A 22,536-nucleotide genomic window follows, 5' to 3' on the forward strand; every position below is an offset into this window, starting at 1 on the left:
GTGAGATACGGTGAGGTTGCAATTAAGGGGCCGGCTGTTAGAAGGAGATTTGAAAAAAAACTCCTCAGCAATATAAGGGCTGCTTTCAGCTGCAGAGCAGAAATCAGGCATGGAAGAATATTCGTATTCCCTGATAACATGGATGAGGCCCTTGATAAACTTTCAAGGATCTTTGGGGTGGTATCCTTTTCACCCGCGGTGACTGTGGAAACCGATTTTGATGTTATAGAGGTGGCGCTCCGGGAATATGTGGGTGAACTGAAACTGGAGGGTCTCATCACAGAGAGAACACCCTTTGCCATAAGATGCAGAAGGGTTGGGCAGCATGACTTCACAAGCCAGGAGATGGCAGCCTTTGCAGGTTCAGTTGTGGTCAGGGAGATCGGGGCCCCGGTGGACCTTGGAAACCCTGACCTTGAGATCCACCTTGAAATAAGGGAGAACAGGACATACATCTACCACAGGGTCATCCAGGGTCCTGGCGGCCTGCCTGCCGGTACCCAGGGCAAGGTTGTTGCCCTTTTATCCGGGGGAATAGACTCACCTGTTGCCACATATCTCCTCATGAAGAGGGGATGCCAGGTCGTTGCGGTCCACACCGATAACTCACCATTCACAGCTCCCGAGTCCCTTGATAAGGTTGAGAAAATCGCTTCAAAACTTGAGGAGTATTCTGCTGGAGTTGAATTCAAACTCAGAATTTTCAGGTATGGAAGTTACCTTGAAAAATGCAGGAGAGAAGCCCCTGAGAATATGACTTGCGTCCTATGTAAGGCTGGAATGTACCGCCTCGCCGAGATGGTTGCAGAGGAGGAGGGGGCACTTGCAATAGTGGATGGGAGCAGCCTCGGGCAGGTGGCATCCCAGACCCTTCCAAACATCCTCGCCACAAGGATGGCGGTGAGGATGCCTGTCCTCAGCCCCCTCATAGGCATGGATAAGGTGGAGATAGAGGCCCTTGCAAAGAGGATAGGCACCTATGACATCTCGGTGATACCCGATGGTGGATGCGGTGCTGTACCCCGCCATCCCTCAACGGCAGCGGATACAGCCTCCATCAGGGAACTCTCAGAAAAAATCCAGGTTGAAGATGAAATTGAGAAGATATTCAGATCAGCTTCAGAAACAGAAAGCCCTGAATGATCGTTGCAGATTCTGTGGATAACTTTTTAAATAATCAGATCACATCTTTTATATAAAGAATCCAGTTAATTAACTCACTATCTTCTGGAGGTGTAATGATGAAAACAACCATTAGTGTAATTAAAGCAGACGTTGGAAGCGTAGCAGGTCACGCAGTCGCACATGAGGCATTAAAGAAAAAGTGCGACGAGATACTGGCAGAAGCCAGGGATACAGGAATCCTTGAGGATTATTATATTACCAACTGTGGAGATGACATTGACCTCATAATGACCCACAGAAACGGTGAAGAAAATGAGGAGGTTCACCAGACAGCATGGAACGCCTTCAGGGAAGCCACAGAGGTGGCCAGGGGCTTAAAACTTTACGGTGCAGGGCAGGACCTCCTCTCAGACACATTCTCAGGAAACATCAAGGGTATGGGCCCTGGGTGCGCTGAAATGGAATTTAAGGAGAGGCCAAGCGATCCTGTTATAATTTTCTGCTGCGACAAGACAGAACCTGGAGCGTTTAACCTGCCCCTCTTCAGAATGTTTGCAGACCCATTCAACACCGCGGGCCTTGTTATCGATCCAACACTTCACAACGGATACGAATTCGAGGTCTTTGATGTTGTTGAACACAAAAAGGTTACAATGGCATGCCCTGATGAGATGTACGACCTCCTCGCCCTCCTGGGTTCAATCAGCCGCTACGTGATAAAGAAGATACACAGAAGGGACGACGGTGAAATAGCAGCCTCTGTGAGCACAGAAAGACTGAACCTCATGGCAGGAAAGTACATAGGAAAGGATGACCCGGTCGCAATCGTAAGGGCACAGTCAGGATTCCCTGCAGCAGGAGAAGTCGTTGAACCCTTCGCATTCCCGCACCTTGTGGGTGGCTGGATGAGGGGATCACACAACGGGCCACTGATGCCTGTTGCCCAGAGGGATGCAACACCCGTCAGGTTCGACGGACCTCCAAGGGTAATAGGGCTGGGATTCCAGATCGCAGACTGCAAACTCGTGGGCCCAATTGACATGTTTGATGACCCATCATTTGATCGCTCAAGGCAGCTTGCATCTGAAATTGCAGAGTACATGAGAAGACACGGGCCATTCGAACCCCACAGACTCCCATCAGATGAAATGGAGTACACATCCCTTCCAGGTGTGCTTGAAAAACTCGGGGACAGATTTGAGGACATGGATTAAAGGGGCTTCCACCCACATTTTATTTTTTTCTGAACACTGGATTCTGCCAGGCGTTGATCCTGTACTTCTAAATGATTGGTCTATCCTGTCATTATCCCTTCTTTGGTTTCTTCTTGTTGATTCTCCTGAGTATCTCATGGGGAATGTCAATCACCATCTCCACAGAGTCGATCACAGCACCGTCAGCTGTTGCCACCACACCCCCACTTTTCTTAAGCCTTCTGTCAACGCATGATGAGAGAATAGCACGTCCCTCAAGTTCCCGGGAATCCATGAGTTCCTCGACGATCTGCCTCAGTCTGCCACTGTGGCTGACGTTCCTGTCAAAGTAGAAAAACACCTCTTTAACACCTGAATCTGATAGGAAATCCATTATGGCATTCAGGGCCCTCAGGGTTACTTCACCCATCCTGTAACTCCCTGAAACACTCCTTACATCCCGCAGAAACCCATCCTGGGCAATGAAGAACCCTTCACCCCCAAGAACGCTTTCTGTGCCTATGAGTACATTGTAGCCATCAATGTGGACAGTGGCACCCCTGAGGGAATCTGGACTTACCAGCCGGGAGAGTCTCCTCTTTCTGGTTTCATCTGAGAAGACGTACCTTGCAAGGTAATTTCTTTCCCTCTTCCCGAGAAGATAGTGGTTTGCAACGAAATTAAGCGCAACGCGTTTACGGTAACCCCTGTTGAGGAGGTACTTCAGGTCCTCAACGGCCATTTTAAGGGTCATCAGCCTCTTCTCTTGGCTATTATTATGAGGGCACGGTCAGAAGCATCTTCGGCCCTGTCGGAAATGTTCCCGATCTTCCGGGTGATTTCCTTCATGTCCATGAATTTTATGACACCCATCTCCTTCTCCCTGTAGGCAGAGTAGAGGTCAGTTATGATCTTCCTCTCAATTGCATCCACCTCATCCTCAAGGCCCTCAATTTCATGGACCTTCCTCATGGCCTCCCCGAGGTCCCTTTCAAGGAGTTCCACGCACTCCTTAAGGGCGTGAACAGTCTTTTCTGTGACATCCATCATCCTCTGGAAGTCCTCCCTGAACCCTGAGGGAAAGGAAACCCTTCCAAGGGATACAGTGAATGCGGTTGATTCAATAACGTCAGCAACCTTGTCTATGCTCTCAACGAGCATTATACGGTCCTCCCTGTCGAATGGTAGAAAGGCCCCTTCATAGAATTCAAGCTCCATTTTCCTTCTTATCTCATCGGCCTCATGCTCACTAACCGCTATCTCCCTTGCGAGTCTAGATACACTTCTGCAGTCACCACTGTAAAATGCCTCCATCAGCTCCTCCAGCTTCAGGTAGCATTCCATGACCTTATCAAGGTGCTTGCGCCCATACTTCTCAACTTTACCCTCTTTCATGAAAAACTTCATTTTATCTCCATCATATAATTCCGTGAAGCATTCTTAGGCCATCCAGAAGGCCGTGGGCGTAGGTTATGCACCCGAAGGATGTGATGTAATCCCCCTTCTTTAGGTAGTAGATGGAGTCGTCCCTGTAGTTCAGGGCCCTCTCAATGATGGCCCTCTCCTCCCCTTTGAATTCTATGGATTCCATTTCCATTAAATTTTTCTCAAGAAGATCAAGGTCCTTTTCTATGCGTTCCCTGCATTCCATTTAAACACCTCATCAATCTTTTAATCAGGGACTTTTCCTGAGGCACTATGTTTTCATCTGCCCCCGAACGTACATCATCCTCTGGATCACCGTGAAGTAACCTGCAATTACAAGAATTATCATGGCAGCGTTCATATACCATAAGCCAAGGAAGTATCCGGCAAGGGATCCTCCAATAAGTATTATGAGCCTCTCAGCCCTTTCAGCAACACCCACAGTGCATTCAAGGCCCTCGGACTCGGCCCTTGCCCTCACATAACTGACCATGAGGCTGGAGTGGAGGGCCAGCATACCTGTGAGAAGCCCTGTGAACCCCCCTGCCGTTATACCAATGATGATCAGGCCATCTGAGAGCCTGTCAAGGGTTGAATCCAGGAAACCACCAAATCTGGTGGGGTTGAACCTCCTCCTTGCAACAGCCCCATCAAGGACGTCTATGAATCCGCTTAATGCAAGAAGCAGAGCACCGTTAATAATATTCCCTGTGGCATAGGATGCAGCTGAGGCACATGCAACCAGGAAACCAGTGAACGTTATATAATCTGCTGGTATTGCGATCTTCTCTGCGATAGGGTCTATGAACCTTCTGAGTGCCGGTCTGAACTGATTCAACATGAACTCATTTATATTGATTACAGATATATAAATTGGTCATGGATCTGGTGGTTCAATGATAATCCGGAAAATCAGAAGAGAAAACCCATCACAAAAGGTGATTGATGAGGCGATATCTGTTATGGAGAGGGGCGGGGCGGTGATATACCCCACAGATACCATCTATGGCCTCGGTGTCAATGCACTTGACGGGGAGTCAGTGAGGAAGCTCTTCAGGATAAAGGGAAGGGCCCCTGATAAACCTGTATCCATATGTGTCTCAGGGGTGTCTGAGATACCGAGGTTCTCAAAACCATCAGAGCATGCAATGGAGGTAATCAGGAGGATATTGCCGGGACCATACACTGTTTTACTTGAGAAGAAGGATCTGGTGCCGGATATTCTCACGGGGGGATCATCAAAGGTGGGTGTAAGGGTCCCTGATGATGAGGTATGCAGAAGGATATCAGCAAGGTTTCCTGTGACAGCCACAAGCGCCAATATATCAGGCAAGCAACCATCAGCTAACCCCCATGATATAATGGGGGATCTGGAGGTTGACCTCATGCTTGATGCAGGCGAATGTGATAGCACTGAACCATCCACGGTTGTGGATCTTACAGTTGAACCACCAGCTGTTCTCAGGATGGGTAGGGGGGACCCTGAAGTTATCCACAGGATTTTCAGGTGTATAAGATGAGGACCCTTATGGAGCTCGGTGAAAACGGGAGGCTCCCCACCGGTTCATCCATTGACTCCATCCTTGGAGGGGGTGTTGAGAGGGGGACCATCACACAGTTCTATGGACCCCCAGCTTCTGGCAAAACCAACATCGCAATTAAACTTGCAGTTGAAACTTCAAAGAGAGATAAGAAGACAGTTTTTATAGATACTGAGGGCGGAATTTCTGTTGAAAGAATAAGACAGGTTTCAGGATCTTCATTTGAAAGGGTTGCCGATAATATAATAGTTTTTGAACCATCTAGCTTCACAGAGCAGGGTGAAGCCATTCAAAAAACACTGAATGTCCTCAAAAACCATGGCGATTCAGTGGACCTCATTGTACTTGATTCCGCGGTGGCCCTATACCGTCTAAAGGAGGGTAACGGATCTAATTTCAATGTTGATCTTGGAAGACAGCTTTTCCTTCTTCTGCAGATGGCCAGAAGATTTGACCTTGCGGTGGTTATAACCAACCAGATATATTCCCTGAGGGGAGATGATGGGGTGGAGAGGGTGAGTCCCGTTGGCGGGACCCTCCTGAGGTACTGGTCCAAAACAATTGTTGAACTTGAAATGGGTGATAGGCCAGGTGAAAGAGTTGCTATACTCAGAAGGCACAGAAACAGACCTGAAGGTTTGAGAGCCAGTTTCAGGATAGTTCCTGAGGGTATTGTCTGAGCTTGAGGGATTTTAATTTTTCCAGGATAGGTCTTCTATTATCATCTGGCCGGGCGCCGGGAGGTTAATCTGGGTCCTTAGAGTAGGATATGGGCCCAGAATTTTATTACAGAATCTCTGATGCTGAACAAAGTTTATTAAGTGGTTTGTTTAATATGATATAGAACACGGTAATAGTGTGGCCTATGGTTGAGGTTCAGCCTCGGGTAGATAAGAGAAGCCTTCTTCTCTTTCATTAGGATACTCTGGTGCTGATGTGATAAAATGATTTCTCCTAAAAAATATGCTAAAGCCGCAAAAGTGCCGCCAAACGGCTTTAAAACTTCAAATGAGTTTTTTAACTACGTCTTCAAGGACAAAGAAATGATATGGATGGGTCAGAACACCAACCATCTTCATGATCACTCTGAAATAGCGGAAGCCATGATTGATTGCATAAATGAGGGTAGTTACTGTAAGTATCCTCCTCCTGAGGGATTCCCGGAACTCAAGGAACTTGTACTGAAGGATCTGGGACTGGGGGATGGCTTTGAGGCCCTCATAACCGCCGGAGGTACAGAGTCCCTGTATCTCTGCATGAATGATATTCTCAACCCTGAGGACAATGCCATAACATGTGATCCAGGGTACCTGATAATTGACAACTTTGCAAGCAGATTCGCATGCAGTGTCACATCGGTCCCAATATACAGCAGTGAATGTGGGTATAAACTGACACCTGACCTTGTGCTTGAGAATATGGACAGTAACACCCGCCTGATTTCACTCATTGACCCCCTGAATCCACTGGGGTCATCATATACACTGGATGAGATAAAGGCATTTGCAGACATTGCAGTGGACCATGATGTTTACCTTCTGCACGATATAACCTACAGGGACTTTGCACAGGAACACCACCTTGCAGCTGATTACGCCCCCGACCATACAGTTACAGTGTACAGCTTTTCCAAGATATGCGGGATGGCAGGTCTCAGGATAGGTGCGATTGTTGCAACTGCAGACATTGTTGAGTCAGTGAAGAGCATCGTCATAAATGACCTCGGTACAAATGTTGTATCCCAGGCAGGTGCAATTGCAGCCCTCAAATCAAAGGACAGGTGGGTTGACAGGATACGGGATGTGACCTTCAAAAACCAGAGGATCATCAGGGACGCTGTTGAAGAGGTTGAAGGGGCATTTCTCCCGGTTTACCCATCAAATGGAAACATGATGGCCATAGATATACATGAAACCGGTGTGAACCCCGTTGACCTTACAGACTACCTTCTTAAGAGGAAGATCTTTGTAAGGCAGGGTGCATACACCAGCAAGATATTCGGGGACAGGTACATACGTCTCAGCTTCTCCATACCAACTGAGCAGGTCGAGATATTCGCTGAGAACTTTGTGGATGTGATGGAGTTCCTTAGGCCATCATAATTTCACAATTTTTAGTTTTTTTAATCTGAAAATGCTTTTTTGGGCTAATTTGCAGATAATCTAGATAATCTGCTAGTTGTAATTTTTATTTTTTAGGATCTGTTTTTTGAGGCTTTTTTGCAGATAATTCGCTATTCTCTCCTTCAATTAACGCAGATTATGAGTGCATAAGTGGTTCCTTGGAAAAATAAAGGGGAGGTGTTCTGGTGGATATCTTAGGGAGTTTTTGAAAAGAAGGTTGTGTGTTCATTCATATTATTCTGTTTTCAGGTAGTAGTATTCCCCCATCTCCTTCTGCTGCCTGTCAAGGAAACTTCCAGGCTTGTTAACACGCGGCCTTTTTGTTTCCTTATCCCTCCTGAAGGTTATCCCTGTTTCACTGAGGAATGTGTTCATAGCTTCCCTGAGTTCGGTGGGGCTTCCAGCGCGTCCCTCAACTCCAGGTTTACCACTGAAGACCATGGCTCTGTCGGATATGTAGTCAATGAAGATTATGTCATGGTCAATTATCATGGCAGACGCATTCCTGCTTTCAATTATCCTTCTTATGGCCTTGGCTGCAAGCAGACGCTGTTCAACGTCAAGGAATGCTGTTGGTTCGTCCAGAACATAAAGTTCCGCATCCCTGGAGAGAGCAACTGCAACTGCAAGGCGCTGCAGCTCACCGCCACTCAGCTCATTAACTGCCTTGTCAAGTATCTCCTCAAGATTGAATGGCCTCATGATCTCGCTTTTGAACAGGTTCGATCCATATGAAGGGGCGTTTGCATACAGGAATTCCTCCACGGTACCGGCATAATCCGATGAAAGGTACTGGGGCTTGTAGGATATCTTTATCTTCCTTTTGACATTCCCTTCATCGGGCTTTTCAACACCTGCAAGGATCCTTGCAAAGGTTGTTTTACCTATACCGTTTGGTCCGAAGGCAGTAACAACCTCGTTGAGGTATACTGTGCCCTCCTCAACATTAAGGCTGAATGCTGCATGGGACTTTATCATCTTTGAGTACTCCACAAGGACCTCACCCTCTTCCTCGGCTCTTGGGGGTTTTACCTTGAATTCTATTTCATGATCGCGAAATCTCACGTTCTCCTCCCTGAGGAAACCCCTGATGTAGGTGTTGATCCCCACCCGGACACCGCGGCGGTTGGATACAACCCCGTATCCACCTGGCTTACCGTAGAGTATGTGGACGTAGTCTGACATTGCATCAAGGGCGGCCATGTCGTGTTCTATCACCATAACGGATTTTCCTGCCTCTGCAAGGGACCTTATGACCCTTATTGCATTGAGCCTCTGCCTCACATCCAGCCATGAGGTTGGCTCATCAAAGTAATAGAAATCTGCTTCACGTAGAGCTGCAGCTGCGATTGCCACGCTCTGGAGTTCACCCCCGCTGAGGTTTGATATCTCACGACCCATTATCTCCCCAATCTCGAGGGTTTCAACTACTTCATCTGTTCTCTTTGAATCTATACTCAGAAGCAGATCCTCAACCTTTCCCTTAACGTATTTCGGGATCTTATCCACCATCTGGGGTTTGTGCACAACGGTTACCTTTCCTTCACTGAGGTTCTGGAAGTAATTCTGCAGCTGGGATCCCCTGAAATGGTTTATAACCTCATCCCAACCTGGTGGGTCCTGGAAGTTGCCGAGGTTTGGCCTGAGTTCCCCCGACAGTATCCTTATGATTGTTGACTTCCCGATACCGTTTGGACCTATCAGCCCAATCACATCCCCCTCTGTCACGGTGGGGAGACCGAAGAGTTCAAACATGTTCTGACCGTACCTGTGAACCGGGTCTTCAAGGGCCTCGGGAAGATTTATAACACTTATGGCCTTGAATGGACACCTTTTTGTGCATATACCACAACCGGAACACAGTTCCTCGGATATGAGGGGCTTCTTTGTTTTCTCATCAATTGTTATGGTGTCCTCATCCATTCTAACTCCAGGACAGTACTCTATGCAGACGTAGTTGCATTTCTTTGGCTGGCATCTATCATGATCGAGTATTGAGATTCTGGTCAATTCTATCACCATTAGTATGAGGATGAAAATTCAGTTTCGGTTGATTATGGTATGTGGGGTGGTAAATAAATTCATTCTCAGAAATTCAGGCCCCCTTTGAATTATTGTTGCCGGGGGAATAAATAGTCAACAGTCCCGAAGGATACTGAAGTATGACACTTAAAATTCAGTCATTTCCAAACCCACCGGCCATTGACCTGACGGGGATACAGAAGTATGAAACTTAAAATAAAAATAGAAATGGCCATTTATAGCTTTTTAACGGCCAGTTCTATGTCTGATGCTTTAACAGTTTTTCTGCCGGCGTGTTTTGCTAGTTTAACAGCTTCTGCTGCTATTTCTTCGCCTTTGTCTTCCAGAATTTTTGCAAGTGTTTCCCTTGCGTCGTCGCTTATTCTCTGGGCACCGGCATTTTTTATTATTCTCCCAACTGGTGCTATGGGTAATTCGGCCATAATATCACCTCAATTCTATATTTAACCAAATACTATTTAAATTTATCGATTTTTCGGCACTCTTTTCCATCCATATCATGATTCTATACTTCCCCGCCTTGCAGATTGTCACTGTAACACTGGCACCAACCTTCTGGTTTGGAGGGGCACCTCTGGTTGAGGTGTGCATGAGATGAGCACTGATGACTTTTCATTTTTTCGCGCTGGAAACAGTTATTAGTATCAACCAATATAGACCCGGATGGTGGGAAAATGAAACAGGTCATAATAGTGAGGTCTGATCTGAAGATGGGAAAGGGTAAAATAGCAGCCCAGGCCTGTCATGCTTCTATTGGTTCATTCAAAAAAACAGATCCTGATAAAATCAGAAGATGGGAAATTGATGGTTCAAAGAAGGTTATAGTTTCAGTTAAGAGCCTTGATGAGCTCCTGGAGATATACGAATCTGTGAAGGATTCGGGGATCTCATACTATCTTGTGAGGGACGCCGGCCATACCCAGATACCTGCAGGCACCATCACATGTCTGGGCATAGGGCCCGATGAGGATGAGAAGATAGATAAAATAACAGGCGACCTCAAACTTCTCTGAGGCTGGAATATGGTGATATTATGGACTGGCTTGTTAAGATAGGGGGTAGCCTATTCCCTGAAAATGCTGCAGAACTTCTTAAAAGCCTTGAAGGAACAGGGGTTGCTGTTGTTTGTGGTGGTGGGGATTTTGCAGATAGAGTGAGGTACTACGACAGGATTTCGGGATTTTCTGAAAGCGCGGCCCATGATTCGGCCATACTCTGCATGGATATTACTGGAAGACTGCTTTCTGACCTTTGTGAATCTGCTGTTCCAGTGAGGACACTTGGGGAGTGCAGGGAGGTAGTCGGGAGTGGTCTGACACCTGTGATACTGCCATCTGAACTCCTGCGTTTTACTGATCCCGTGGAACACTCATGGAGGGTGACCTCGGATTCCCTCTCACTCATAATAGCACACATGCTCGGGGCGAAACTTTTAATAGCAACAGATGTAGATGGTATATATACTGAGAGGCCACCTGCCAGTGATGCTAAACTTATAAATGAGATAAGTGCTAAAAACTTACTATCTTTTGGTGAGACATCAGTGGACGAAGCACTACCTGAACTTCTCATTAAACTGAAAACTGATTGTTATGTTGCAAACGGGAAGTTTCCCGAGAGGGTGCTGTCCATTTTAAGGGCAGGTGCTTCAGAAGTTATATGTACAGTTATAAGAGGTGATTAGATGACAAAGATGGAATGCACATCCTGTAAGCAGGAGATACCTCTGGTTGAAACCTATGTGAAATTTGAATGCCCCATGTGTGGCGAGATGATCTACAGGTGCCAGAAGTGCAGGACCTTCGGACACACCTACAGGTGCAGCTGTGGATTCGAGGGACCATAGGAAAAATATATAAATTAGTATTACTCAAGATTCTGTGTGGAGGTATTTCATGGGAGATGTAGTAGCTACCATAAGGGTTATGCCTGAAAGTCCAGAGGTTGACCTTGAGGCACTCAAGAAGGAAATTGAATCAAGGATACCCGAGGGTACTGAGCTTCACAAAATAGAGGAGGAGCCAATAGCATTTGGCCTCGTTGCACTAAATGTGATGGTTGTTGTGGGCGATGCCGAGGGCGGAACCGAAGCCGCTGAGGAGAGCCTCGCGGGTATTGATGGTGTCAGCAACATAGAGGTAACCGATGTGAGAAGGTTAATGTAGCTCCCCTTTCCGGGTGATTGGGATAACAGATATCCTTTTTGCCTGCTTTCTTGGGATCATCACTGGCATATTAACGGGCCTGATTCCAGGTATCCATGTTAATACTGTGGGAGCATTCATTTTCGCATCGTCAACCCACCTTCATGTATCTGAGGAATTCCTCGCTGTTTTTTTATTATCACTTTCAGTGGCACACGCCCTTCTTGAGTTCATACCCTCAGCGCTTCTTGGGGTGCCCGATGAGGGAACAGCCATCTCTGTCCTCCCCTCTCACCGGATGGTGCTGGAAGGTAAGGCCGGGGAGGCCATAAGGGCGGCCACGGTTGGTGGTGTTGGAGGGATCCTCATCACAATAATTCTCCTACCATCGCTCTTTCTGATTTTACCACCACTGTACAATTTTCTCAGACCCCATATATGGTTGATTCTGATTCTGGTATCTTTTTACATGATAATAAAACTCAGCAGAAATTTTGAGGCCGTTATCTGGGCTTCGGTGCTTTTTCTCTTCTCAGGTGCGATGGGGTGGCTCATGTTTCAGACGCCCATATCACCGGGTCTTGGGCTCATGACACTTTTTACAGGGTTTTTTGGACTCAGCACCCTCCTTTACAGTTTAAATTCAGCATCAGATATTCCTGAACAGAGCAGGGTTCAGTTCACAGAGTTCAACATGAACACCCTGAGGTCGGTATCTGCAGGTGGCCTGGCATCTGTTTTACTGGGGTTTCTCCCGGGATTTGGACCGGCCCAGGGCGGGATGATAGCAGCCTCACTCACAGGTTCAGGTGGTGAGGATGCACCTGAGGATTTCATCATGGCAATTTCAGGTCTGAACACATCAGACGCACTCTTCTCGCTCCTCACACTCTATCTCATAGGAAACCCCAGAAGCGGCATTGCGGTCTACATTTCAGAGATTGTTCAGGATGTCAGCATGGCCCATCTCATGCTCTTCATATCAGCGTCTATCCTTGCTGTCTCTGCAGCTGCAGTAGCCTCCATAAAACTGGGCGATCATCTTGCATCCAGCCTCTCAGGTATCAACTATAGAAGGGTATCGGCCTGCGTAATGCTCTTTATGATGGCATCCATCTTCTTTTTCGCCATCATGGAGGGTGCAAGCCTGCTGTTCATTGCAGTGGCGCTCCTGACATCCACTGCCTTTGGGATCATCCCCCACTGTGCAGGTATAAGCAAGTCACATCTCATGGGGGTCCTTGTGCTTCCTGCGGTGGTTATTTACATGGGAATTTAAGTTTCAATCATCTGAGAATATCAGTTAAAAATGGGCCTAAAAACAACCAGATTCTGGAGGTTCCATGTCTGGGGGTCACTGAATCAGCAGGATCCTTTCTGCCAGTTTTCCTGCAGCATCAAGGAACTCTTTTACTTCCACACCTGGGAATGGATCCACAATACATAGCTCAAATTTCTCATCTAGGATTTCAGGCAGTTCTCTGATGTCCTCAGAGTATATTCTGAACCTTTCCTTCCTGAAGCCATTGATCTGAAGGTTAAGGCGCGTCATCTCACATGCATCCCTCCAGATGTCATTGAAGACAACCCTATCTGCACCTGCCATCAGCGCAAATATTCCCAGGGTACCCGGGCCGCAGGTGGCGTCAAGAACAGTCTCTGGACGAATTGATAGGATTTCCCTGGCAGCTGCTTCTATTTTTTTGTTTTTACCCCCTGAAAATTCTATGTGAAGCCTGCTCTGCCTCCGGTATATGGACATTGAACCTGCAGGAGTCTCTATGATGTCACACCTCATATCACAGCCTTCAAGAAGATCATAAACATGGGGGGTCATTGATGAATCCATAACCCCTGGTGTCACTGAGGGATCGCCCCTTATGACACCCTTAACCTCAGGCACATCAGTTATTATCATCTCCGCAGTTTTCCCAGTGATGGCAGGTGTTAGAAGAACAAGCGAATCCTCTGCCAGGAAGGGGGCCGATTTGAGGGGAAATGCAGGAGTTATGAGCGGAACACCGGCGTCCCTCAACCTGGCATTTTTTGGAATGACCCCATTCTCTATAAGGATCATGGATACCTGTGCCATTACAGAATCAAGGTGCCTCCTGCCACATTCACATTCTTCAAGTGCCGATTCAGTCACCTGTTCCATTATGGGCCTGAACTTCCTGAAGCCGGGGTTTATACAGCCCTCACAGGGATCGTAATAACCCCACAGTTCATGCTTGTTATGTGCACAAAGAACCTCCCCACAGACGGGACACCTTGCTGACATACACTTAAATATTATCCTCCACATATTAAAAGATGAGTAACATGAGGGACAAGAGGAAGGAGATTCTGAGGGAAATTCTCGGAGAATTCGCAGCGGATGAGGAAGCGACTCCAAGGGAAGAAAAAAGGGAAAGGCCTGCGGAATCGGAATTCAAGGTTGAAAAGGTGCTTGAAAAGCCATCACCGAAGCCCGCCCCCCGCGGTCCCGATATAAAGGATGTTGAAATCATCGAGGGCGACCTCATACCCAAATACAAGGTGTCCCTTCCAAAGTTCTCTGAGAAGGAAAGGGAACTCCTAAACGAGATCCGTGAAAAACTTGTTGAGGTTGCAGTATCCAAGGGTGAGGATTTCAGGATAGACGAATCCACCTTCATGTCGGAGGTTAAGGAATTTCTCAAGATGAAGGGGGTTCGCAATGTCGATAAACTCGCCAAGCAGATCTCCCAGGAGATGCTGGGATACGGGGAACTTGACCCACTCATCAAGGATGATGACCTCGAGGAGATAATGGTAATCGGTGTCAACAAACCCGTCTTTGTCTACCACAGGAAGATGGGTATGATGATAACCAACGTGGTCTTCAAGGACGATGACGATATAAAGGCCATCATTGACCTCATTGCAAGGCAGGTGAACAGGCGTATAGACCAGCAGACACCCATACTGGATGCAAGGCTGCCTGACGGCTCAAGGATCAATGCAACAATACCACCTGTATCTCCGGACGGGTCGACACTCACCATACGAAAATTCAGGAAGGATCCCTTCACTGTAGTGGATCTCATCAACTTCAAGACCATGTCCTCCCATCTTGCGGCTTTCCTCTGGGTCTGCACTGATGGGCTCGGGGTGAAGCCATGCAACGCCATAGTTGCAGGGGGTACTGGTTCAGGTAAAACAACAACCCTCAACACAATATCGGCCTTTGTACCCCCAACCGAGCGTATCATAACAATTGAGGATACACTGGAACTTCAGCTGCCCCACACCCACGTCCTGAGGATGGAGACAAGGCCACCAAACATAGAGGGTAAGGGGGAACTGGACATGGACACCCTGGTTAAGAACTCCCTCCGTCAGAGACCCGACAGGGTGATCGTCGGGGAGGTCAGGGGTGGAGAGGCAATAACACTCTTCACAGCCCTCAACACAGGGCACAGTGGTTTTGGAACGCTTCACGCAAACACCGCCAGGGAAACAATAACCCGTCTCATAAACCCTCCCATGAACGTGCCAAGGATAATGATACCCGCCCTTGACTTTATAATAATGCAGAACAGGATGTACCGCCCCGAAGGGGGTTCCATAAGGAGGATAACAGAGGTTGCCGAGGTTGTGGGTATGGAGGAGGGCAATGTTCAGCTCAACAGGGTCTTTGAATGGAACAGCGTAACAGATAAGGTGGAATACGTTGGAATAGCCAGCCAGACCCTCAGGGAGATAGCTGAACTCAGGGCCATAAGCATAAATGAGATAGAGGAGGAAATCGAAAGGAGAAGACTCGTCCTTGAATACCTGGCCGATGAGAACGTAAGGTCCATAGATGAGGTTGGACACTACATAAATGAGTACTACAGGGACCCGGACGGTGTTCTTGACAGCATACTCTGAGGACAGATACAATGGTCTCAATCAGGGATATATTCGATAAACTCGGGGGACTCACCCTGACATCCACGAAGAAGGTGGGTGAGGGCGTTCAGAAGCCCGTTAAGAAGATAGGTGAGATAAAGCCAAAGGCTCCCCCAATTGGAAAACCAGGGGGAATCCTGAAGAGGGAATCTAAGAAACCAAAGCCAGGGTTTCTCTCAAGGAGGGGGTCAGCGAGGGTTATAAGCAGGATGAAGATGACCCCTGAGGAGATAGAAGTTTTCAAGGGCCTTATAGAGGCAGATAAGAGACTTGAAGAGAGGGGAGAGGATAGCGCAACCCGTGAAAGCTTTCAGAGGGCGTCCCTTGAGGAGATCCTGAAGGAGGAGGAGAAGGAGCAGCTCGACCCCAAACTCATAATGATACTTGGCGGGGGCTCAGGGGCGGTGCTGCTGATTGTGATGGTCGTCCTTGGCTTCGGGATCGAGATAGGCCTTGCAATGATGCTGGCTGTCCTCTTCATGGCCATAATCATCATATTCCTCCCGAACCTTCAGAAGGGCAAACGTTCAAGTGAGGCTTCCAGGGAACTGCCCTTTGCACTCCGTCAGATGGCCACTGAACTGAAATCAGGCCTTGGACTCCATGACAGTATGCGTTCAGTTGCAATGTCTGGCTATGGGGCCCTTTCTGAGGAGTTTGCGAGGACCCTTGAGGAGATCAAGTATGGTGAGACCACTGAGAGCGCCCTCATTGAGATGAGTAACCGCATAGAATCGGATGGCCTCAAGAGGGCCGTCTACCAGATCACAAGGACCCTCAACAGTGGTGGGGATCTCTCCAAGACACTCAATGTTATTGCGGATGATATTGCCTATGAGATGAGGATGAAGCTCAAGGATTATTCCCAGAAGCTCAACTCCTTCACCATGATCTACATGTTCCTTGCGATTCTGGGACCCGTCATATTCCTTGTAATGCTCCTAGCAGCATCCACTGTTATGGGGTCGGTCCTGCCACCCATAGCCATTATACTGATATACCTGTTCCTCTTCCCAATGCTGGTGGGGTTCATGGCCTTCATGATCAAGAGGCTTGAGCCAAAACTTTAGATATATTGTGATACGGCATTCATCGCTCCCGAAGCACATGTAGAAGTTCATGGTACTTCTCATCCCCGAGAAGGTGCATGAGTTTATGCTGTCTTTTTTCACCCAGAAAGTGAAGGAGCCTGTGGTATGCTTCTGCCCCAAGAAGGTGCAGGAGTTCATGGTATGCTTCCTCCACCGTTAGTTTAACATCAACATCAAAGCCCGCCATTCTGAGGCGGTTCATGAGTTCAGCGGTCCTGGGAAGTCTTAAACTGGCTTTTCTTATTATTTCAGGCTCTCCAAAGATTTCACCGGCTGTTCCCTCGGCTATGAGTTCGCCGCTGTTTAGAACAAAGATCCTTTCAGCGAACTGGCTGAGGATTTCAACGTCGTGGGAAGATATTATAACTGTTATGCCCTCACTGCTCAGTTCAAGGAGTATCTCGATTATCTCATCGGCAGTTTCAGGGTCCAGTCCTGTTGTGGGCTCGTCAAGGACCATTATTTCAGGCTTCATTGCCAGGATTCCTGCAATGGCCACCCTCTTCTTCTCACCACCGCTCAGATGGTGTGGCGCCCTTTCTTCATAGCCGGACATACCCACCCTTTCAAGTGACTCCCTGACCCTTTCCTCGACCTCATCTTCACTGAGTCCAAGGTTCATGGGGCCAAAGGCAACATCATCCCTCACTGTTGGGGAGAAGAGCTGATCATCGGGGTTCTGGAAAACTATACCCACCTTTTGCCTTATCCTGATAAGTTCAGATTTGCTGTAATTGATTTTCTCTCCATCGATTATTATCTCACCGGCTGATGGCCTGAGTATTCCGTTGAGGTGCAGAAAGAGTGTTGACTTACCGGCCCCGTTGGGACCTATGACGGCAACCCGTTCACCTCTCCCTATTTCCATGTTAATGTTTCTAAGGGCTGTGGTGCCATCTGGGTAGGTGTAGGTGAGGTTCTTCACCTGAATCATTTCATCACCGGAAGCGACGTCTGCATGACGTGAAGAACCGCAAGTATCATGATATTCGCAGCCACAAACAGCACTTCCCTTCTTCCTATCTTGGAGGCTGCTGTGTACATCCTGCTTTCAGGTGTGTAACCGCGGCTAAGCATGCTGAGATACACCCTTTCCCCTTGTTCATATGCCCGAAGGAACATCATGGCAATGGTTTCACCCACCTTCCTCAGCCTCCACCGGTAGGGCACATTTTTGTTCCAGATATCAAAGCAGCGGGTTTTCTGGGCATTCCTTATTCTTTCAAGTTCGTCATAGAAGAAGAAGAGGTACCTGACGGTGAGGTTTAAGAGCATCGCAAAGTCGGAGGGGACACCGATTCTCCTTGCTGAGCCGACAAGTTCCTGCATTGACGTTGTTGAGGAGAGAAGTATCACTGCGGTCACACTCACAGTTACCTTCCCGAGAAGCAGCGCCCCGAAGATGATGCCCTGAAGGGTTATGTCAAATCCAAACGGCCCTGCCCAGATCACGTCCCCGGGCCTTATGAATGGCTGGAAGAGTGCTATGAATCCACCGAATGGGAGTATGAGAATGAGCCTTTTAATGGCATAGGATGGTGATACATTTGAGAGGAAGATCAATAAGATAAGGTAAATCTCCATGAGGATGAGTGTTGTAATACTCTGCGTGGCAACCGCAAAGACGATTATGATAAATGTTATTATGAGCTTGACACGCCCATCAAGGCTGTGTATTGAACTCTCCTTAAGGCTTTCCCTCTCTATGTTTATGAGGTCTTCCATTCAGCTTCCCCACAAGTTTAATGAGGGGTTATTTCCCCTCATCAGGTTCTGTTTCCCTTTTACGTAGTATTACTCCAACGCCATAGGCGAGGCCCAGCACAATGGCAGTGCCCAGCACCATTGCTATGGAACCGCCAACCTTGCTTTCACCAAATATCGGGAGGGTGTAGTCTGGCAGCGGTGATTCAACCACAGGTTCAGTTTCAGGGTTGGGCATCACCTTCTTGGCTGTGCTTTCAAGTCCGTCAGGGTTTTCTGATGCAAGGAATGGTGCCAGAATGGCTATTATGAGGGCAATCAGGATGCCCCCTGCCATGAATTTTTTATCACGGGCATTCATTTTGATGCAACCCCCTTCTTTTCACCCCATTCACTGAACTTGAAGAGATCGGGGCGGCTGTTTTCAATTGCAAGGACAACAACCACTGTTATTGCAGCTTCGATGAGACCTATTACCGCGTGGTAGAGCCCCATCATCCAGAGTCCCTCCACAAGAGGGAAGGTACCTGCTATCCACATCTCTATGGCGCAGGCAATGGCGGCAAGGAATATTGAGGCCCATGATGCCACGGCGACTGCAGGAATTTCACCGGCTGATCTGAGTGCCCTGAACAGGTAGTAACCTGTGAATCCTCCGATTATACCCATGTTGAAGATATTCGCACCAAGCGCAGTTAGACCACCATCACCGAATATGAGTCCCTGAAGTATCAGTACAATTGAGAGTAAAAGGACAGCTGCCCATGGACTTGCAAAGACTATTGCAACGAGGGCCGCTCCAACCATGTGACCGCTGGTACCCCAGGGTATCGGTATGTTCATTGCCTGTATTGCGAATATTCCAGCTGCAAGAACTGCAAACAGGGGTATCTGTCTTTCTTTAAGGTCCCTTCTGGCCCACTGCATGCTGAAGTAGAGGGCTACAAGGGCTATGACCCAGTACACGACGTACTGTGGGAATGGTATGAAACCATCTGGGATATGCAAGATTCTTCGCCTCCTTATTATTTATATTAATTCCGTCATTATATCAAGGCCTTATATAATATAAAGATTGGTGTGGGTATTACAATCTTCCTGTTTCATTTATATTGTGGTAATAATACACTTCGATTTCCAAACCCCATAAAATGGGTTTTATAATGAGAGGACAGTTTCTTGAGTACAGCGTGAAATTGAGCTCAGAGTAGCTTTAATCATCGAGATCAGCTTTATTAAAAATGTCCTTGTTTTTATGTGCCACGGCCAAATACACAAAATTTATATATTGATTTCATAAAATGAAAACCATCATTATAAATCATTAATAATTGTCAGTCTACATTTAGTAATACTGGTGATGGATGTGGCACCCGAATCAAAAAAAGCCAAGAACCTTAAAGGGGATTTCTGGGACCTTAAAAATATCCAGATATCCATAGGAGAAATTATAACTGAGGAAAAACCTCAGGAGGAAGAGGCTAGGGGTCCAAAACCCCGCCCCCATGTTACCGACCTCAGGTCATGGGACATGAAGCTCCTTGAAAGATACGAACCATTCTATGCACCTTTCTGTGACATGTGCTGCCTCTGCACCTACGGTAAATGCGACCTCCTCGGTAAGAAGGGAGCATGTGGTATAGACGCAGCCACCCAGCAGGCACGCATAGTACTTCTCGCATGTCTCATAGGGACCGCCGCCCATGCGGGACACGCAAGGCACCTTGTGGACCACCTCATAGAGAAACTGGGAGAGGACTATGAAATAGACTTGGGCATGAATGTGGATATAGAGGCACCCATAACAAGGACCGTTATGGGAAGGAGGCCGCGGACCCTGGGCGACCTCATGGAGGTTATGGACTACGCCGAGGAACAGATGTCACACCTCCTCTCGGCATGCCACACGGGACAGGAGGGCGACAGCAGGGACTTTGAATCGAAGGCATTCCATGCTGGACTCATGGATGACCTCACGAGGGAGGTTGCGGATATCGCCCAGATAGTTGCCCTGGATCTCCCTAAGGGTGATGAGGACGCACCCCTCGTTGAACTGGGATTCGGTACAATAGACAACACCAAACCCGTGATACTCTGCATAGGCCACAACGTCCTCCCTGGAGCGGATATAGTGGACTACGTCACCGAGAGGGAACTCGAAGACGAAGTTGAGGTATGCGGCATATGCTGTGCAGCAATAGATGTTACAAGGTACAGCGAGGCTGCCAAGGTCGTCGGGCCCCTCTCAAAGCAGCTCAGATTCATAAGAAGTGGCGTGGCCGATGTGATAGTGGTGGACGAGCAGTGCGTGAGGACAGACGTGCTGGAGGAGGCCCTCAAAAACAGGTCAGCGGTGATTGCAACAACCGATAAGATGTGCCTGGGACTACCTGATGTGACAGATGAGGACCCCGACAAAATCGTGAATGACCTCATAAACGGTAACATAGAGGGGGCACTAATCCTTGACCCCCATAAGGTTGGTGAGGTGGCAGTTAAAACTGCAATAAAACTGGCACCAATCAGGAAATCCCTCAAAAAATTGCCAGAGGTTGATGAGATAATCCGGATGGCATCAGAGTGCACAGATTGCGGCTGGTGCCAGAGGGTCTGCCCCAACAGCCTCCCTGTCATGGATGCAGTTAAGAGCGCGGCCGAGGGTGATCTGAGCAAACTTGAGGAGATGGCACTTGAGGAGCTCTGCTACACCTGTGGACGCTGCGAACAGGAGTGTGAAAGGGACATACCTATAGTATCCATGGTGACAAAGGCAGGTGAAAGGCGCGTAAAGGACGAAAAATACAAGATAAGGGCTGGCCGTGGCCCTGCCCAGGATGTGGAGATAAGGAGGGTCGGCGCACCCATACCCCTCGGGGACATACCCGGTGTCATAGCCTTTGTGGGTTGCTCAAACTACCCTGAGGGTGGAAAGGATGTTGCCCTCATGGCAAAGGAGTTCCTTGAGAGAAACTACATCGTGGTCACAACGGGATGCGGTGCAATGTCCATCGGGGAATACAGGGACGAGGATGGAAAGACACTCTATGAAAAATACGGTGGACAGTTCGATGCAAAGGGACTTGTTAACATGGGCTCCTGCGTATCAAACGCCCATATATCAGGTGCCGCCATAAAGATAGCCAACATATTCGCACAGAAACCACTCGAGGGGAACTTTGAGGAGATAGCGGATTACATACTTAACCGTGTAGGGGCATGTGGTGTCGCATGGGGTGCCTACTCCCAGAAGGCGGCGGCCATAGCAACCGGTGTGAACCGGTGGGGAATACCCGTCGTCCTGGGACCCCACGGATCGAAGTACCGCAGACTGTTCCTTGGAAGGGCAGATGACCCAGAGAAGTGGAAACTGAACGACCTCAGAACAGGTGAGGTCATCGATGGGGAGCCAGCTCCAGAACACCTTCTCTATGCAGCGGAGAACCGGGAGGAAGCAACGGTGATGGTGGCCAAACTCTGCATAAGGCCAACAGACACACCCAAGGGTCGCCAGATGAAACTCAGCAACTACATAGACCTCCACAAAAAATACTTTGGCACAATTCCAGATGACATCGACAGGTTCATAAGGACAGAGAAGGACATCCCCATAGTCTACAAGAGGGATATCCTGAAGATACTGGAGGAGAAGAACTGGAAGCCAAGGAAGCTTCCAAAGGAACCCTCACTCCTTGAGAGGTGATCGGTGTGAATGACCGTATAATACCATGGCAGCCAACAGTTATAGCAGGCCCGAAACAGGCGATGCTCGTAACACCAGAAACCGCAGTTATGATGATAAAAAAGGCCAAGAGACCATTGATGGTTGTGGGGCCCCTTGCAAAGCGCCAGCCAGTGCTTGAACACACAGTTAAAATCATCAGGCACTGGGACCTTCCTGTGGTATCCACAGCCGATACCTACAGGGTGCTGAAGGATGCGGGTGTAGATTCAGAGCCTCACGGGATAGTGGAGATAACCAACCTCCTGAAGGACCCAGACTGGGAGGGTCTCAGGGGTGAGGGTCAGCATGACCTCGTCATATTCATAGGGTGCATCTATTACATAGCATCCCAGGGCCTATCAACCCTGAAGCACTTCGCACCACATATAAGGACACTCACAATATGCAAGACATTCCACTCAAATGCAGATGCATCATTCCCCAACATGGATGATGATGAATGGTTCAGGTACCTTGAGAAGATGTATACTGACTGATGATAATGGAGGAA

General features: G+C 48.1%; 25 protein-coding genes. 14 read left to right on the forward strand and 11 right to left on the reverse strand.

The window, feature by feature from the left end; genetic code table 11:
* Together thiI and fbp are read left to right on the forward strand one after the other, a co-directional pair.
* The gene (thiI, locus tag MTBMA_RS01295; protein ID WP_013295099.1) at window positions 1-1,143 is read left to right on the forward strand and encodes a tRNA uracil 4-sulfurtransferase ThiI; all 1,143 of its coding nucleotides are present in this window, start codon (window positions 1-3) and stop codon (window positions 1,141-1,143) included.
* Window positions 1,144-1,241: 98 nt separating this feature from the next.
* Window positions 1,242-2,339, forward strand: a complete 1,098-nt coding sequence (gene fbp, locus MTBMA_RS01300) for a fructose-1,6-bisphosphate aldolase/phosphatase (RefSeq protein ID WP_013295100.1) — start codon at window positions 1,242-1,244, stop codon at window positions 2,337-2,339.
* A gap of 91 nt (window positions 2,340-2,430) precedes the next feature.
* Here the strand turns inward: fbp and MTBMA_RS01305 are convergent, their stop codons facing one another.
* Genes MTBMA_RS01305 through pgsA form a run of 4 tightly spaced genes read right to left on the reverse strand, consistent with a single transcriptional unit; the run spans window position 2,431 to window position 4,584 of the window.
* A complete protein-coding gene (locus MTBMA_RS01305) occupies window positions 2,431-3,072 on the reverse strand; it encodes a DUF434 domain-containing protein (protein ID WP_013295101.1) in 642 nt (213 codons plus the stop codon).
* Window positions 3,072-3,713: a TIGR00153 family protein gene (locus MTBMA_RS01310; protein WP_238523382.1), complete on the reverse strand. Its 642-nt coding sequence runs from the start codon at window positions 3,711-3,713 to the stop codon at window positions 3,072-3,074. The genes MTBMA_RS01305 and MTBMA_RS01310 overlap by 1 nt, the downstream gene beginning before the upstream one ends.
* Before the next feature lie 22 nt (window positions 3,714-3,735).
* Entirely contained in the window at window positions 3,736-3,969 is a 234-nt protein-coding gene (locus MTBMA_RS01315; protein WP_013295103.1) for a DUF357 domain-containing protein, read from the reverse strand.
* A 45-nt stretch (window positions 3,970-4,014) separates the two neighbouring features.
* Complete coding sequence (pgsA, locus tag MTBMA_RS01320) at window positions 4,015-4,584, reverse strand: archaetidylinositol phosphate synthase (protein ID WP_013295104.1); 570 nt, start codon at window positions 4,582-4,584, stop codon at window positions 4,015-4,017.
* Between the two features lie 55 nt (window positions 4,585-4,639).
* Between pgsA and MTBMA_RS01325 the strand changes: the two genes are divergently transcribed.
* From MTBMA_RS01325 to MTBMA_RS01335, 3 genes are all read left to right on the forward strand, one after another.
* Window positions 4,640-5,263, forward strand: a complete 624-nt coding sequence (locus MTBMA_RS01325; protein ID WP_013295105.1) for an L-threonylcarbamoyladenylate synthase — start codon at window positions 4,640-4,642, stop codon at window positions 5,261-5,263.
* Complete coding sequence (radB, locus tag MTBMA_RS01330; RefSeq protein ID WP_013295106.1) at window positions 5,260-5,964, forward strand: DNA repair and recombination protein RadB; 705 nt, start codon at window positions 5,260-5,262, stop codon at window positions 5,962-5,964. The genes MTBMA_RS01325 and radB overlap by 4 nt, the downstream gene beginning before the upstream one ends.
* Window positions 5,965-6,228: 264 nt before the next feature.
* Complete coding sequence (locus MTBMA_RS01335; protein ID WP_013295107.1) at window positions 6,229-7,386, forward strand: pyridoxal phosphate-dependent aminotransferase; 1,158 nt, start codon at window positions 6,229-6,231, stop codon at window positions 7,384-7,386.
* A gap of 255 nt (window positions 7,387-7,641) precedes the next feature.
* On the opposite strand, the gene MTBMA_RS01340 is transcribed toward MTBMA_RS01335, so the two are convergent.
* Together MTBMA_RS01340 and hmtA2 are read right to left on the reverse strand one after the other, a co-directional pair.
* Window positions 7,642-9,417, reverse strand: coding sequence for a ribosome biogenesis/translation initiation ATPase RLI (locus tag MTBMA_RS01340; protein WP_013295108.1), 1,776 nt, complete (start codon window positions 9,415-9,417; stop codon window positions 7,642-7,644).
* 248 nt (window positions 9,418-9,665) lie between these two features.
* The gene (gene hmtA2, locus MTBMA_RS01345; RefSeq protein WP_013295109.1) at window positions 9,666-9,872 is read right to left on the reverse strand and encodes a histone HmtA2; all 207 of its coding nucleotides are present in this window, start codon (window positions 9,870-9,872) and stop codon (window positions 9,666-9,668) included.
* A gap of 252 nt (window positions 9,873-10,124) precedes the next feature.
* Here hmtA2 and pth2 point away from each other — a divergent pair, with 252 nt between their 5' ends.
* The 5 genes from pth2 to MTBMA_RS01370 are packed head-to-tail and all read left to right on the forward strand — an operon-like array spanning window position 10,125 to window position 12,873.
* On the forward strand, window positions 10,125-10,463 hold the full coding sequence (gene pth2, locus MTBMA_RS01350; RefSeq protein WP_013295110.1) for an aminoacyl-tRNA hydrolase: 339 nt from the start codon (window positions 10,125-10,127) through the stop codon (window positions 10,461-10,463).
* Window positions 10,464-10,483: 20 nt separating this feature from the next.
* Window positions 10,484-11,134 carry an amino acid kinase family protein gene (locus tag MTBMA_RS01355; RefSeq protein WP_013295111.1) on the forward strand — a complete coding sequence of 217 codons (651 nt, stop codon included), beginning with the start codon at window positions 10,484-10,486 and terminating at the stop codon, window positions 11,132-11,134.
* Complete coding sequence (locus tag MTBMA_RS01360) at window positions 11,135-11,296, forward strand: zinc finger domain-containing protein (RefSeq protein ID WP_013295112.1); 162 nt, start codon at window positions 11,135-11,137, stop codon at window positions 11,294-11,296.
* A gap of 49 nt (window positions 11,297-11,345) precedes the next feature.
* The gene (locus MTBMA_RS01365) at window positions 11,346-11,615 is read left to right on the forward strand and encodes an elongation factor 1-beta (protein ID WP_013295113.1); all 270 of its coding nucleotides are present in this window, start codon (window positions 11,346-11,348) and stop codon (window positions 11,613-11,615) included.
* A 22-nt stretch (window positions 11,616-11,637) separates the two neighbouring features.
* A complete protein-coding gene (locus MTBMA_RS01370; RefSeq protein ID WP_048901261.1) occupies window positions 11,638-12,873 on the forward strand; it encodes a tripartite tricarboxylate transporter permease in 1,236 nt (411 codons plus the stop codon).
* 75 nt (window positions 12,874-12,948) lie between these two features.
* Here MTBMA_RS01370 and MTBMA_RS01375 read toward each other — a convergent pair whose 3' ends face one another.
* A complete protein-coding gene (locus MTBMA_RS01375; RefSeq protein ID WP_238523383.1) occupies window positions 12,949-13,875 on the reverse strand; it encodes a 50S ribosomal protein L11 methyltransferase in 927 nt (308 codons plus the stop codon).
* Between the two features lie 41 nt (window positions 13,876-13,916).
* On the opposite strand from MTBMA_RS01375, the gene MTBMA_RS01380 reads away from it, so the two are divergent.
* Together MTBMA_RS01380 and MTBMA_RS01385 are read left to right on the forward strand one after the other, a co-directional pair.
* Window positions 13,917-15,488, forward strand: a complete 1,572-nt coding sequence (locus tag MTBMA_RS01380; RefSeq protein ID WP_013295116.1) for an ATPase, T2SS/T4P/T4SS family — start codon at window positions 13,917-13,919, stop codon at window positions 15,486-15,488.
* Window positions 15,489-15,499: 11 nt separating this feature from the next.
* Entirely contained in the window at window positions 15,500-16,579 is a 1,080-nt protein-coding gene (locus tag MTBMA_RS01385; RefSeq protein WP_013295117.1) for a type II secretion system F family protein, read from the forward strand.
* Between the two features lie 19 nt (window positions 16,580-16,598).
* Here MTBMA_RS01385 and MTBMA_RS01390 read toward each other — a convergent pair whose 3' ends face one another.
* From MTBMA_RS01390 to cbiM, 4 genes are read right to left on the reverse strand one after another with little or no spacing between them, the layout of a single operon-like run.
* The gene (locus MTBMA_RS01390; protein ID WP_013295118.1) at window positions 16,599-17,534 is read right to left on the reverse strand and encodes an ATP-binding cassette domain-containing protein; all 936 of its coding nucleotides are present in this window, start codon (window positions 17,532-17,534) and stop codon (window positions 16,599-16,601) included.
* Window positions 17,531-18,325, reverse strand: a complete 795-nt coding sequence (cbiQ, locus tag MTBMA_RS01395; RefSeq protein ID WP_013295119.1) for a cobalt ECF transporter T component CbiQ — start codon at window positions 18,323-18,325, stop codon at window positions 17,531-17,533. The genes MTBMA_RS01390 and cbiQ overlap by 4 nt, the downstream gene beginning before the upstream one ends.
* Window positions 18,326-18,353: 28 nt before the next feature.
* A complete protein-coding gene (locus tag MTBMA_RS01400) occupies window positions 18,354-18,665 on the reverse strand; it encodes a PDGLE domain-containing protein (RefSeq protein ID WP_013295120.1) in 312 nt (103 codons plus the stop codon).
* Window positions 18,662-19,312 carry a cobalt transporter CbiM gene (cbiM, locus tag MTBMA_RS01405; protein ID WP_013295121.1) on the reverse strand — a complete coding sequence of 217 codons (651 nt, stop codon included), beginning with the start codon at window positions 19,310-19,312 and terminating at the stop codon, window positions 18,662-18,664. Before cbiM ends, MTBMA_RS01400 begins: the two co-directional genes overlap by 4 nt.
* 352 nt (window positions 19,313-19,664) lie before the next feature.
* Between cbiM and cdhA the strand changes: the two genes are divergently transcribed.
* Both cdhA and cdhB read left to right on the forward strand, forming a co-directional pair.
* Window positions 19,665-22,004, forward strand: a complete 2,340-nt coding sequence (gene cdhA / locus MTBMA_RS01410) for a CO dehydrogenase/acetyl-CoA synthase complex subunit alpha (protein WP_048901164.1) — start codon at window positions 19,665-19,667, stop codon at window positions 22,002-22,004.
* Window positions 22,001-22,522 carry a CO dehydrogenase/acetyl-CoA synthase complex subunit epsilon gene (cdhB, locus tag MTBMA_RS01415; protein WP_083772478.1) on the forward strand — a complete coding sequence of 174 codons (522 nt, stop codon included), beginning with the start codon at window positions 22,001-22,003 and terminating at the stop codon, window positions 22,520-22,522. The genes cdhA and cdhB overlap by 4 nt, the downstream gene beginning before the upstream one ends.
* Window positions 22,523-22,536: the final 14 nt, after the last annotated feature.

The sequence above is a fragment of the Methanothermobacter marburgensis str. Marburg genome (assembly GCF_000145295.1).
Taxonomy (GTDB): domain Archaea; phylum Methanobacteriota; class Methanobacteria; order Methanobacteriales; family Methanothermobacteraceae; genus Methanothermobacter; species Methanothermobacter marburgensis.